The 14,188-nt window shown below is 40.9% G+C and carries 11 protein-coding genes and 1 pseudogene; 2 read left to right on the top strand and 10 right to left on the bottom strand.

The window, feature by feature from the left end:
• Positions 1-95: 95 nt before the first annotated feature.
• Genes FD723_RS42200 through FD723_RS20720 form a run of 4 tightly spaced genes read right to left on the bottom strand, consistent with a single transcriptional unit; the run spans position 96 to position 5,014 of the window.
• Entirely contained in the window at positions 96-2,075 is a 1,980-nt protein-coding gene (locus tag FD723_RS42200) for an AAA family ATPase (protein ID WP_218651746.1), read from the bottom strand.
• Positions 1,966-3,030 carry a hypothetical protein gene (locus FD723_RS20730; RefSeq protein ID WP_179067031.1) on the bottom strand — a complete coding sequence of 355 codons (1,065 nt, stop codon included), beginning with the start codon at positions 3,028-3,030 and terminating at the stop codon, positions 1,966-1,968. The genes FD723_RS42200 and FD723_RS20730 overlap by 110 nt, the downstream gene beginning before the upstream one ends.
• A 37-nt stretch (positions 3,031-3,067) precedes the next feature.
• A complete protein-coding gene (locus FD723_RS20725; protein WP_179067030.1) occupies positions 3,068-4,642 on the bottom strand; it encodes a serine protease in 1,575 nt (524 codons plus the stop codon).
• A 60-nt stretch (positions 4,643-4,702) separates the two neighbouring features.
• Complete coding sequence (locus FD723_RS20720; protein ID WP_179067029.1) at positions 4,703-5,014, bottom strand: CU044_2847 family protein; 312 nt, start codon at positions 5,012-5,014, stop codon at positions 4,703-4,705.
• Positions 5,015-5,326: 312 nt separating this feature from the next.
• On the opposite strand from FD723_RS20720, the gene FD723_RS20715 reads away from it, so the two are divergent.
• Positions 5,327-6,034: a M15 family metallopeptidase gene (locus FD723_RS20715; RefSeq protein ID WP_179067028.1), complete on the top strand. Its 708-nt coding sequence runs from the start codon at positions 5,327-5,329 to the stop codon at positions 6,032-6,034.
• 73 nt (positions 6,035-6,107) lie between these two features.
• Here the strand turns inward: FD723_RS20715 and FD723_RS20710 are convergent, their stop codons facing one another.
• From FD723_RS20710 to FD723_RS20685, 6 genes and pseudogenes are all read right to left on the bottom strand, one after another.
• A complete protein-coding gene (locus tag FD723_RS20710) occupies positions 6,108-6,581 on the bottom strand; it encodes a TspO/MBR family protein (RefSeq protein ID WP_179067027.1) in 474 nt (157 codons plus the stop codon).
• 264 nt (positions 6,582-6,845) lie between these two features.
• Complete coding sequence (locus FD723_RS20705; RefSeq protein ID WP_179067026.1) at positions 6,846-7,286, bottom strand: hypothetical protein; 441 nt, start codon at positions 7,284-7,286, stop codon at positions 6,846-6,848.
• Between the two features lie 692 nt (positions 7,287-7,978).
• A complete protein-coding gene (locus FD723_RS20700; RefSeq protein ID WP_179067025.1) occupies positions 7,979-8,656 on the bottom strand; it encodes a response regulator transcription factor in 678 nt (225 codons plus the stop codon).
• Positions 8,657-8,757: 101 nt separating this feature from the next.
• A complete protein-coding gene (gene era, locus FD723_RS20695) occupies positions 8,758-9,732 on the bottom strand; it encodes a GTPase Era (RefSeq protein ID WP_179067024.1) in 975 nt (324 codons plus the stop codon).
• A gap of 279 nt (positions 9,733-10,011) precedes the next feature.
• On the bottom strand, positions 10,012-11,394 hold the full coding sequence (locus FD723_RS20690; protein ID WP_179067023.1) for a 1-acyl-sn-glycerol-3-phosphate acyltransferase: 1,383 nt from the start codon (positions 11,392-11,394) through the stop codon (positions 10,012-10,014).
• A 186-nt stretch (positions 11,395-11,580) separates the two neighbouring features.
• Positions 11,581-12,154: pseudogene (locus tag FD723_RS20685) on the bottom strand (Uma2 family endonuclease).
• Between the two features lie 178 nt (positions 12,155-12,332).
• Between FD723_RS20685 and FD723_RS20680 the strand changes: the two are divergent.
• Positions 12,333-14,147, top strand: coding sequence for a proline--tRNA ligase (locus FD723_RS20680; RefSeq protein WP_179067022.1), 1,815 nt, complete (start codon positions 12,333-12,335; stop codon positions 14,145-14,147).
• Positions 14,148-14,188: the final 41 nt, after the last annotated feature.

The raw sequence follows: 14,188 nt of genomic DNA, 5'->3' as shown, positions 1-14,188 counted from the left end.
AGGCTATATGCAACAACAGCACTTTAGTCTTGTTTGACCTGTAGCTGTAGGGTGTGTTATGCCGGAGACTAACGCACCATCCTAACTTTAAATAATTAGCTTCTTACTGCACGCTCTTTCACCCATTGTTTTAACAGAGGAATCTCAAAATCATATCCTCCATTGATTTTGTGTAAAATATGATAACGCAACAAGCGGGTTAATACCTTTTCAGCAATTTCAGTAGTTATAGGTAATAAAATATCTGTCTTGGCAACTTGTAATAATAATTCTTGACCAATTACCATTTCTTCTGGTGTAGTTCCTGTAAACTCTGTCCAAATATTTGTAAAATAAGGCTGACCGGAAATAAATGCGTCATTAATAGAAGCTTGCAAGAGTTCAGCAGTAATAAAGTCAGTATGGTTAAAGTTAGCTTGATTCACCATTGATGCGCCCAATAATTGTAGGCAGTAAGGGTGACAATTGGTAAGTTTTAATACTTCCTTTACAATATCTGTAGCGTAACGCAGCGTAAAATCTGGATCTGGATTAAGCAGTAATTCTTCAGCTTCGTTAGGTTCAAGATAAAGCATTTCTATCGGGACAACGCTGATAAAATAGCTACTCCAATTCGGGCCTAATTCTTCTAAAGTTTGCACCCCAGAAAAGAGAAAACCGAGTTGTTCATAATGTTGAATTAAATGGCGCAGTTCGTCAAATAAACGTATAGTTATCTGTCCCTTTTGGATGGCAGTACCGATTTTTTCAAATTCATCAAGGTTGAGAAGGATGCGCCGTTCTCCGATTTGGGCAAGTACTTTATGCAACCAATCTTCTAAGGTAGGATAGGGCCTAGCTTGAAAATCGGTGCGTTCAGGAATGTTTGGTAATTGAACGCCTTGACTTTTGCAGTCTTTATGAATTGCACGGACTAAGCCAAACCAAAAGTCAGATTCGCTGGTGGTAATAGCGGAACTTTGCATATCCACAAATACGGGGAGAATATCACTGGGAAGCAGGCGGGGAAAGTTATACAAAAAGGAAGTTTTACCACAGCGACGGGGGCCATGCAGCACAAGGGTAGGTCGGTCGCGGTTTAAAACTCGACGGACAACTTCATCGGCAAATCTCTGACGGCCTTTAAACAAGTTTTTTTGGTCAAGTCGCACGGGATTTCCAAATTGGAACGGGTTGATTAGTTCGCCTTGAGAGAGTTTGCTTTGTTCATTTTGTTCCAGTTTAATAACTTTTTGCCACTGTTCCAGTACAGGTGTCCAGCGCTTGATGGCTTCGTTTTTAAGTCCCAGAGAAGGTAATTGGAGTTGTAATTGAACAAGCTTGTTATTAATTTTGTCTAATCCTCGTTCTCGTAGGTGTATATTTTGATTTTCAAGTGCGGATTGAATATCTTGAATAATAGTTTGCAAACGAGGAAGAAGGATAGAAATTTCAGGCTTAACCTTTGGTAAAGGTGTTTCTGAAGTGGGGATGTCGCTTTCAGAATCGAGGTGATAGAAGGGGGAAATCAGGAAGGGTAATATAGGATGATCTGAGTTGGCAGTAAAAATTAGTTCTGGAATACTTTGAATTTGCTGGAGTTGGTCGGCGACAATTTGTGGTAAGGCATTTTGCAGAGTTATTTGAAATCCTGGCAAGGAAAAAGTTTGGGTATATTGAAAGATGTTTAAAGCTTGTTGAGGATTGTTACGAAAAGCAGCAATGAAAAGCTGCTCGTGATTAGGTAATGCTAAGGGAAGCCAGAGAAGTTCACTGGTATAAGGAGGTAAGCTGTGAAGTAATTGCAATGGTTGAGAGCTGAGACGATTAATAATTAATGTGAGAAAACTGAAAGGAGCAAAGAAAAAATAGTCAATAATTCTGGAATAGCTAACTAAGGTTACAGGGATAATTAATGCTGAAAACCATCCTAAATTTTGGGCAGAAAGAGCTATTAAAATCACTGTAGTGCTGATCAAAACTATGTTATTTTTTGCTGGTGCAAGAGCAAAAGCGATTAAACTTGCAACAATCAAAAACCAAGTAAACGGTAAAGTAGCAACTCCCGCCACGACGAACGCCACGACGAACGCCACGACTCCCCCACGACGAACGCCACGACTCCCCCACTACTTCGACCGCCACGACTCCCGCCACGACTCCCGCCACGACTCCTCCCATGACGAACGCCACTCCGACCGCCACTCCGACCGCGATATTTCCCGCTACTCCGACCGCCACTCCGACCACCACTCCGACCGCCACGACGAACTCCACTTCTCCCGCCAACAAGACTGCCACGAAGAGCGCCACAACGATCGCCCCTCCTCCCACCACTCTGACCGCTATGGTTCCCGCCACGACGACCGCCACGACGACTACCACGACGACCGCATCATCACTATTTTTTATATCTTCTCTTGCTGAAAATAGGACAAAGCCTGTCATTCCACTTACTAACAACAGAAACAGCCAGTTTTGAGTTGCTAACCACATTCCTAACATCACACTGATTGTTCCTCCCACCACCATCACATTACGAGCAAGAGAAAGATGTTCTTTTTTTAACAGTTGCAATATTAACCAAACAGTTAATGATATAAATACTCCAAAAACTGCAAGACCTATCCTCATTTGTGGTGGTATAGGAGGTAAAACTTTAATAGCTTCTATTAAGCCCTTTAACCAGCTATCAGGCTCATTTAATCTAACTATCAACCATGACAACGGAATAACCAGTCCTAAAGGTAAAAATAAAACTCCTGTTGTATAAGCAATTAACATTGCACAAGGTAACTGTAGCCAATCTAATAATTGATTACGCTCAATCAGCTTTAAAATAAGAGGTATATAACAAATAAATAATAGTAATAGATACTGAATAATAAATCGGAAGTTGCCGAAAACTAAAATATTAAAAAAACTTGTGTCTGGTCTGTGTCCATCTTTTTCTTCTTGAGGGAACCATTCATTGATTCGTTGCTGAAGCCTTGAAGGACAATACATTGCCCACCAAAATAGTTCCCAAGTTTCTCGTAAAAATAGTAACATTTTTTATATTTAATGTTTAAATTTTTTGCTTCTTGCTTTATGTTTGACCTTTGACAAACTCTGCAAAAACACTGCTAAATAAACCCCTATTCTTCCGTAATAAACCATGACGCTGAAGCCTATCTACAATTGCCACATCGGGAATAGGTAAATTACCCCCTTTCAACTCATAACGCAATGCTAAACGTTCAACTTCGGTTAAATCTTTCCAAAGTTCTTCAAAACGAGGCTTTGCTTGAAAATTAAACTCATTTTTAGCTATTTCTTGATTCCTATTTTGCCACAACATCGCCCCCGCCATCTGCACATAATAGGGCAACCCTCCTGCTAACTCATCCACCCATTGTAATACCGCAGAATTAGGCGGAAATCCTTTCTGGATGATGCTTTGCCAAGCTTCCTCCTCTAATGTTCCTAAAATAGTCGTACTGAAAATATTGGCAAAGGGAGAACCCAGACTCAAAGTTTCGTAAACTTCATTAAGAGGGCGTTTGCTGGCAATTACCATTGTTAATAAACCCGCAGAAGCCTTAGAACGCCAATCTTCTCCCCAATCCTGAAACAATTCCAATCTATCTTTTTTACTAGCAATGGCTTCAAACTCATCCAATAAAATAATTAAACGATACCCTTCATCTACTAAAAGCTGTAAGCCATCTTCTACTGCAAAGCCATCTTCATTATCTTCCTTTAACCAAGGAAAATTCCCTGTTAGTTTGTGAATCCCTCGCCTTAAGCCTTCAATAATCCCCTCTGGAGTATGAAAATTCCCATTCGTTAAATCTAAGAAAACAACTAAAGGCTTTTGTTCTGGCGGACAAAATTCGCTGATTCTTTCTTTGATATATCGCAATATAGAGGTTTTTCCATTGCGCCGCAGGCCTACCAAATTGACACATTGAGGACTAATAGCGCCAATGCGGTTTTTAATCTCTAAAATCTCTCTTCTCCGCCCATAAAAACGTTGTGGAGGAACAGGAGAACCATATTCAAATGGATTATCACCTTTGGGCTTTAGCTGATGAAATTGTTTATTAAGTAACGCAATTTCGGGAAACTGTTGCACAATAAATTGAGCCGAAACTGCCCGCCCCCCTAAATCGTTACTTTCATCACGAGAAAGATGCACAATTCCACAAACTTTACCTGTTAGTAAATTTAGCAAAGGCGAGCCACTAAAGCCTGAGATAACTTGCCCCTGCTTTAACTTATAGAGAATAATATCCTGTTTAAAACTTATTCCTTCATATTTAAAACTTGCCGAATCTCCCTGCGAATAATCAACTTCGCTATTCTTGGGATAACCGAAAATATATAAATCATCGTTGGTTTTCGGTTCTGTGTTATCCAATTCAACACACGGATGATCCAAACAATCCTCGTACAGTTGTAAAAGCGCTAAATCAAGGGGATATTTGTATAATTGCGTAACCTTAGCTGTGTAATTCTTGTTTCCCGCTTTCCAGAATACTTGCACAGGGTTATCTTTCGCAGATTCGACCACATGGGCACAGGTGAGAATCCAATTCGGTGCAACAAAAAAACCAGTTCCTTGACTACTGGCAACATTTAAACGCACTGTACAGCGTTGTAAATTGTCTTCGTTACTCATTAATTGCTCTGATCTAGCATCTTTGTAAAAAGATTACCACAACTGTAAGACAATCAACTGTTATTTACCCCATTCCATCGTAATTTCTAGGTTAGCTGTGCCTGTTCCTTTGACAATTAAAGCGGTTAGCTGTCCTGACTCAACTCCAATTTGTAAACCTAGTTTGACACTAAATTTATCTGGCTTGACTGTCTCGCTAATATCTTTTAATGTAACTGCGACATCTTCAGCAATGGATTTAATAATTTCTGTCGCTTGTTTAAAGACTCTGGTTTCATCAGAAACAGGTTGTTCCCCTATAGGCGTAACCTCTACTTTAATTATTTTGCCGTCAGAAAGTTGAAAGGAAACAATTTTGGTTTTATCTGCCATACTTCATTCTTTCCTGTTAATTTTTCGTGCAAGGGGATTTCTAAATAATGAGAATAATGTAAGCTAATACATTTTTAATTTGCATAATCAGGGCGGGCAAGATGCCCACCCCACAAGAGTTTTAATCTTATGTAATATGCAAGTTGAATGTCTAACAGCTTAATATGGTATTGTTACATTTTTCGGGCACTGATTAATTTAAGAAAAATTGGTATTGCACGTAGAGGCGCAAAGGACACAGAGGAAGAAGAGAATCGTTACGCACAATGCTATGCTTGCGTTAAAATGCGTAAGTCCTGTGTAGCTGACTAGATGAGGCCATATCATCAAATCCCAATTTTCGAGTGTGGTGAACCGTTAATCAAGATTCCTTTAGAATTATTTGCGGTGGAATCTCCACATCCTTATGAAAAATTAGGTGCGCCCTATGGCGATCGCTCCCCTTATTATCTCCGTCAAAGCGTGATCGAAAATTTGCTCCAAGCCCAAAATTATCTTAATCTCCTGCATCCTAACTGGCATATCCAAATCTTTGACGCCTATCGCCCGATCGCAGTCCAGCAGTTTATGGTAGATTACAGCTTCGTCCAAGCAGTGCAGGATAGGGGACTGACTGAGGTGGAGTTGTTACCAAACCAACGTCAAGAAATTTGGGAAGCGGTGTATGAAATTTGGGCTGTACCGAGTTTGGATGAAAAAACTCCGCCTCCTCACAGTACAGGTGCGGCGGTGGATGTGACGCTGGTAGATGATGCTGGGAAAATAGTGAATATGGGTTCGCCAATTGATGAAATGTCAGAGCGATCGCATCCCGATTATTATGCCAATAATGACGACCCAGAAGCACAAAAGTATCATGCTTACCGCCAGCTATTGCGAGATGTGATGTTAAAAGCCGGCTTTCAACGCAATCCTAGAGAATGGTGGCATTTTTCTGTAGGCGATCAGATGTGGGCTTGGTTGAATAATCAATCCAATCCAGCCAATCCTGTCACAGCGCGTTATGGGCGGCTTGTATAGAAAGAATTCAGGAGTCAGAATTCAGAATTCGACTGACGAATGAATAAATGGTGAATCACTTCTGAATTCTTCTTCAAGCGTCTTGAGGATTGAGACTGATCATTTGCCAAGTGGTATAAGTACCAATGGGACTCCAGAGCAAATAAGGAACTAGTAATAGTGCTGCCCAACCAGAAAAACCTAAGACTGCAAGTATCAATAAAGCACTGATAATTAAACCTGTGCCACCAAGAATTGTGCCCACTTTTAGACTGCGAAGCTTAAACATGACAGGCGTATAAGCAATCGTGACAATTTCTAATAGCAGATATAAAGCCATGATTAACCAAGTTGAAGTGCTTCCTGGGTCTTTTTCCCAGACAATATAAGCTGACCAAGCACCGCAAATAAATATTACAGTCCAGATAATGGGAATCGCACCCTCAAAAGTTAGCCATCTCGGTCGTTGTAAACGCTTGAACCATTGGCGATCGCTAGGCGTAATCACGTTCGCGGCTAAAGCAACCAAGAAAGCCACACCCCCAATCACCATCCAAGATTTAATCATGCCCGTTAGTCCTTTACAAGCGCTATCTATCGCTTAATATCACTCTTTATAGTGTGATTTTGTCAATTTAATTGCTAATTACTCATCATCCCTGAGTTTGAAACCTTGATATCGTTTGGCAGGATTTTAAATTATGGGCATTGGGAATCAGGTAGAAGGTGAAAGGTTGGGCGATCGCACCGCGATTACGGTGAAGTTTTTACCATACTAAGTACAGCTATAAGTTCGTAACTTTTTTAAACGCAAAGGTAAGCAGAGCAATCTTTATGAGCCGACTGTGATGGTGTAAGACAACACAAAGGGCTTGAAACTAGCTCCAGATTTGGGAGTACCGCTTAATTCCAATTCATAGGTTCCTACTTTGGGAAATACAATCTCGGCTCCGGGAATGCTTTTATATTGCTTGGTTGACACATTATGTAAGGCTGGTTTCAGCAATGGGCTATCAGTTTCACTATGAGGTTGAGGGTAGACAGCCAACTGACAGTTACATTGAGTTAGGGGAATTAATTGCCCACCTTTACGAGTGAGGACAATCCAAGCATGAGCGGTTTGGCCAGCTTGAGGATTGTCATAGGGTTCAATATGCAGCATCCCACCCACGTCTTTTGATACCTTTTCTGTGTGGGCATTAACTGGTGTAGTTATCAAAACCGAAATCAATAATAGCCATCCCAAATTCTTCTCTAAGCTAAAGTAGAACATAGAGTTTCTAAGAGTAAGTGAAGTAAAGCAGACCGACTGGGGAAAGGCAATTAAAGCAAAATTCAAAGATTTTTGATGCTATTTTTCCACCAGTATTTAGGAGAAGGATTCTAAAAGAAAAGAATAGTTGTGTCAAAAGACAGTCTGTCAAACTTTACCCGAAAATTCCTGACCAACTGCTAAGGCTCAATCTCAACTAAAAGCTAGTTGACTCATAAAATTCTACCTTAAAGACAAATTAGCTTATTACTTATGATAGTTACCATAATTCACTTGGATGAGTGAAAGTAATAAGAATGATGAGCGAGAGTAAATATACTTAGTAGCTGAGGTTCAAAGCATGGACTCGACAGGTAAAGTTCAAATTGTGGACTCGTCCTGGTACGTTCCACTACCGCTGAAAGAGTATGCAATGAGCCGAGTAACTGTCTACTTTTATAGCGACAGATGGGTTCCAATTAAATATTGTTCTTTGGAAAAGGCGATTTTGCTTCACCAAAAGGCAAATTTAGAAGGCAAGGAAATTTTACTATTTCCAGATCATCTAGACCCTAATCAATTCTCAAACTCTTTTAATGAAAATGCTTTGAGGTAGACTATTTTTCCAAATTCTTGGCGACAAATTAATCGATCATAGAGGTATACATATATTATATGTATGCCTCTACTTGTAAAGTTTAATTTATATATAATCAAACCAACCCAGAACGCAATGCAACGACTGCTGCTTGCACGCGATCGTCTACTGCTAATTTATTCATAATCCCTCGGACGTGGGTTTTAATGGTGTTGGGACTGAGATAGAGTTTTTCGGCAATCTCTGGGTTACTCAAACCATCTACCATGAGTTTCAACACTTCTAATTCGCGTCCAGATAAATTAGCTGTGTTGGTAGTGGGTGAAGGTGGTTTGAGATTATCAATTACTCGCCGCGCAATTTGGGGATCGAGATAGGCTGCACCATCAACTGCGGCTGCGATCGCACTTAATAATCTTTCTACACTTGCACCTTTGATACAATAGGCATCTGCACCGCTAGATAGTGCCGCAATAATTTCTGTCTCCGTTTGATGAGATGTCAGCATCACTACATGAGTTGCTGGTAACGCCGCTTTAATTTGCTGTGTCGCCGCAATGCCATCCAATCGCGGCAATCCAATATCCATAACTACCAAATCGGGTTTCAGTTGCAGTGCGGCTTGAACTCCCAAATAACCATCTTCAGCTTGTCCAACAATCTCTAACTGAGGATGAGCCATTAACGATTGCTCTAATCCCAATTGCATCATTGGATCATCTTCAACAATTAACACACGCAATGGCGGAGCATTAGCGGGTAAATTTAAGGGATAGGGAGTATCTAAAGACATTTTTATTTATTAAGAATCATTTGTTCTTTGTCATTAGTCATTAGTTCTTTGTCCTTTGCCTTTTTGACCAATGACTAATGACCAATGACCAATGACCAATTTTATTCTTCCACGCGATAGCCTAACTCTGCTAAACTGAGCCGCGACTGTCGCCATTTTGGCTGAACTTTCACAAATAATTCTAGGTAAACTTTACCAGCAATTAACTTTTGAATTTGTTCGCGAGCTTCACTGCCAATTGCTTTGAGCATTGCTCCACCTTTGCCAATGAGTATACCTTTTTGGGAATCGCGCTCGACGTTGATGGTAGCAAGTACACGGGTAATGCTGGGTGTTTCTTCTACTAGGTCAATAGCGATCGCAACTGAATGGGGTACTTCTTCACGAGTCAACAATAAAATTTGTTCTCGGATTAATTCACCCATAATAAAGCGTTCTGGCTGGTCAGTTACCAAGTCTGGGGGATAATATAATGGCCCAAGTTCTAAATGTTCAATTAATAATTCTTGAAGTTCCGGTAATCCTGCACTTGTCTTGGCAGAAAATTTCACGATTTCCCATTCATGAGATTGGGCCATCTGAGCGTAACTATCATCTAAATACTGAGAATCGTCCGGTTGTTGGTCGGTTTTGTTCACACCCAGAATCACTGGTGTTTTGCTGCGACTGAGCAATTCGGCAATATAGCGATCGCCAGCTCCACATGCCACCGCTCCATCTACTACAAATAGCACTACATCTACTGATTCAATGGCAATTTTGGCATTTTGCACCAATACTTCGCCTAATTGATGATGAGGCTTATGAATTCCTGGTGTATCTACAAATATTAACTGCGCCTCTGGTGTCGTTAATATACCGCGCAAACGGTTACGTGTAGTTTGTGCTACTGGTGAGGTAATGGCAATTTTTTGTCCTACTAATTGATTCATCAAAGTAGATTTACCGACATTGGGACGACCAACAATGCCGATAAAACCTGATTTGAACTCAGGAGGAGCTTGAGGGATTGTTACTTCTCCTGAAAAAGAGAAAGTGTAATTATCAATACTAGTCACCTTTGGCTCCACCCTCATATTTTATAGCTGGGATAACTTGGTTTTTTCTTAGACACAAAACAAGCATAAAATTACCCTGGCATTTTTAGGGATTTTTTTGCCGAGGTTTAATCTACTACTGGCTCTACACTTATATTTTACAGCTGAGACAACTTGGTTTTGTTTTTAGACGCAAAACAAACATAAGATTACTTGGGTATTTTTTAGGAAGGACTTTTGCTTGACACTTAGTACACATTTATCTTGTTTTGTCAATATAACTTGAGGTATCTAAAGCAATTGTCCTTTCCATCCTGCTCAAATTAAAGCTTCCATTGCTTGTTGTAAATCATTCGTCACATCAGCAACAGCTTGTCTAGCACCCAAACGATTTTCTTGATATTTCGGGTAATGTTCCGAAATAGATATAGGTTCGCCTATAGTTATTTTTACTTTTTGCTTACCCAATTGTGGACGCTGCACAGCTTTATTCCCTTTGATTTTAGCAATCATTTGCCATAGAATTAAAGTTGTCTCAGCAAACCTTTCTACCGTTGGATTTTCGCGAATATAATTACCAGAAACAGCTACAAAACTTTCTACTAAACGCATGTGCCACATCCGTGCATTTGCTTCTTCTGCAACGCGATCGCCTAAAGCTCTTTCGACAGCAGACACTCCTTTGACATCCTTAAATTCTTCTCTAAATATATAATTCCAACCTGCTTGCTCGACTCGCCGACAACGGTCACTCAAACTACCTTTTGACTGTAAATTAAAATACTGTTCTGAGATTAACAATGCGGCATTCAATAAAGCTTGTAAACGAACTGCTAATGCTTCATTTCTATCTGGAATTTGCCCATTGATAATCTTGGAATCTGGCAGTTTTTGATGATAAAACCGGGTGTAAAATTCTTCCATGAGCAAAAGTAAATGTTCTGCCAAAGTCAACAACCGGGGATAAAGCGACTCTACCGAAGCCTGTTCTGCTGAATTCACAGGTAAACCACTAGCCGCTTCCAATTCACTTAAAAGATTTGCGATCGCATCCCAAGGAGCATCAACGTAACTATATTTAATCCCAACTGGTACAATTAGAACCTGTTGGTCGCTTCCAGCTTTGTGCAAATCTTCAGCACACCAAAAGCCTAATTGGGCGATACCAGGTTCTAGAGGGCTAATATTCTCCGATAAACCATTGGTTGCACCTTCTGGCGCAGCCGCCATCGGGAATTTGCCATTGGCGAACAACTCACGCGCCGAACGTAACCCCGTCCAGTCAGCTTTACCCCGTTGAATCGGAGTACCACCTAAATGAGAAGCAATCCAGCCAACGTGGGAACCTGCCCAGAGAGGAATGCCGCGATCGTAGATAAAATGAGCGTGAATGGGATGTTGTAGTGATGTACCTTGTGATCGCGCTGTCTTTGGCACAAGTTGAGATAGCAAGTAACCTAAACAAAGTGGATCGTCTGTTTTCGGATGGCGAAATGCCAACATAAAACGGATCTTACCCTCCTGAAACTGGCGATAGAGATCCACCAGCACCTCTACATTGTCTGCTTCAATTTGGGTAATAGATGTTTGCCAATTTATCCAACTGGGTAGCAATAGATTGACAACTCGTAGCAATAAAGGGTTAAACGCCGGAGGAATAAATTCTAAGGGTGCTTGTGCTTGATAAATTACATCTGCCAAGGTAGTTTCTCCTAAAGATGCCGTGATTTCTTTTAAGCTATCTTAGCTGCTGTAAGATACCCTGACGATTGAAGTCGCAGTCACACACGACAAAAAATGAAGCGTACCTACGCAGACTTATAGAGTATTTTTTACTGCGATGTAAAGTATGGGCAGATAATGGAGATTTAGCAGTACTTGCAAATTTTAATAACAGGATAGATTCAAGCTAAATCCTGGTAATACATTTTCACCCGATAATTGTGTAGGCAGATTTCGCACTTCTACATCTTGGTTTTGGCGATAAATTTCCACTTGCTGCTGTTGGGTATTTATCAACCACGCCAATTGCACCCCTGCATCTATATATTCGTGCATTTTAGAACGCAACATTTCTAAATCATCTGTTGCTGACCTTAATTCAATGACAAAATCGGGTACGATGGAGGGAAATTTCTGTCTTTGTTCAGGTGCAAGTGCTTGCCAACGTTCTTCTTCAATCCAAGCCGCATCTGGGGAACGAACGATCGGCACCATTGGGTAATTTGAATATAGTAGAAGAACTGAAAGTGTAACCGAGGCCAGTTTGCCGATTCCAGATTCCCAGATCGATAATTAAATTTGCTTCTAGATTACCGCTTTCACCTCCAACGGGGGACATAATGATTAATTCTCCCTTGGCAGTGCGTTCAAATTTCAATTCGCGGTTATTTTGACATAAGTGATAAAATTGTTCGTCACTAAAGTGAACGGTGTCTAGTTTTAATGTCAAAAGACTCATAACCTAGACCTAGATTAGTAGGAAAAATTATATCACAATACAGTTCAGAATGAGCGACAAAACACTTGTAGAGACGGCGATTTATCGCGTCTCGAAAACCCAAAATTGTTGCCAGTAGACCTTAACCTAAGCGTATTGGTTTATAAACAAATTAAAGATTCTGGAAAGGGAGTAAACGATGCGACTTTCACAAATGTTATTTGCTACACTGCGGGATGATCCGGCTGATGCTGAGATTCCCAGTCATAAATTATTACTCCGTGCAGGCTACATTCGTCGCATCGGTAGTGGTCTTTATGCTTATTTGCCTCTGATGTGGCGGGTATTGCAAAAAGTTTCCCAGATTGTGCGGGAAGAAATGAACGCTACAGGCGCACAAGAATGTCTACTACCACAATTGCAACCTGCTGAGTTATGGAAGGAATCAGCACGCTGGGACACTTACACCAAAGCTGAGGGGATTATGTTTTCCCTAATTGACCGCCGCGAGCAACAATTAGGATTAGGCCCAACTCATGAAGAAGTAGTCACAGCGATCGCTCGTGATATGATTCGCTCTTATCGCCAGCTACCATTACATCTCTACCAAATTCAAACCAAGTTCCGCGATGAAATTCGTCCCCGCTTTGGTTTAATGCGCGGACGAGAGTTTATCATGAAGGACGGCTACTCTTTCCATACCGATGAAGCCAGTCTCAAAGAAACTTACCAGGATATGTATAAAGCCTACAGCAATATCCTACGGCGTTCTGGTTTAGCTTTTCGCGCAGTGGAAGCTGATTCTGGTGCAATTGGTGGTTCTGGTTCCACAGAATTTATGATTTTGGCGGAAGCTGGCGAAGATGAAGTTCTCTACACTGAGGATGGTAAATACGCCGCTAACGTAGAAAAGGCTGTTTCTTTACCAATTGACGCCGAAACCTCACGGTTTACAACCTACGAAAAACGGGATACACCTGGAACAGAAACCATTGAAAAAGTCTGTCAACTCCTCAACTCTTCTCCCACTCAATTAGTTAAAAATGTCCTTTATCAGACAGTTTATGATAATGGTTTAACGGTGTTAGTTTTGGTGAGCATCCGAGGCGATCAGGAAGTTAATGAAGTCAAATTGCAAAATGAACTGACTAAATTAGCTTCTGAGTATGGTGCTAAAACTATTATTAGTTTGAATGTACCAAATATAGAAGCCCAGCAAGCATGGACAGCTAAATCTCTACCTTTAGGCTACATTGCGCCAGATATTGCAGATGAGTATATTACCTCAAATAAGCAGATCCATCCTAAATTTTTGCGCTTGGTAGATCAAACAGCCGTTGATTTAAAAAACTTTGTTACAGGTGCAAATGAAGCAGGCTATCACGTAGTTGGTGCTAATTGGGGTGAGCAATTTAAGTTACCAGAGCGATTAGTAGATATCCGTAAGTCAAGACCAGGCGATCGCGCCATACATAACCCAGAACAAACCTTACAAAGCGCTCGTGGAATTGAAGCAGGTCACATCTTCCAATTAGGCACTAAATATTCCCAAGCGATGGGTGCAACTTATACTAATGAACAGGGTGAAGAAAAGCCGCTAGTTATGGGTTGTTTTGGTGTAGGCGTATCGCGTTTAGCACAAGCTGCTGTAGAGCAATCTTACGATAAAGACGGGATTATTTGGCCAGTTGCGATCGCACCCTACCACGCGATCATCACAATTCCCAACATTAAGGATGCTCAACAAATAGAAATCGCCGAAAAACTTTACACAGAACTCAATCAAGCGGGAATTGAAACTCTACTAGATGACCGCGACGAACGGGCGGGAGTGAAATTTAAAGATGCTGACTTGATTGGCATACCTTATAGAATTGTAACCGGACGGGCGATCGCTAATGGCAAAGTTGAAGTTGTAGAAAGAGCTACCCGTAAATCTCAAGAAATAGTCATTGATGAAGTGACAACAACACTCAAAGGTTGGATTACAGAAGCAATAGGGCATAAGGCATAAGTATGGAGAAGAGACAAGGAAGAGGGGGGAGACAAGGGAGA

The sequence above is a fragment of the Nostoc sp. C052 genome (genome assembly GCF_013393905.1).
In the GTDB taxonomy this organism is placed as follows: Bacteria; Cyanobacteriota; Cyanobacteriia; order Cyanobacteriales; family Nostocaceae; genus Nostoc.
The sequence above is the reverse complement of the archived record's forward strand: the minus strand, read 5'-3'. Positions and strand labels throughout refer to the sequence as shown.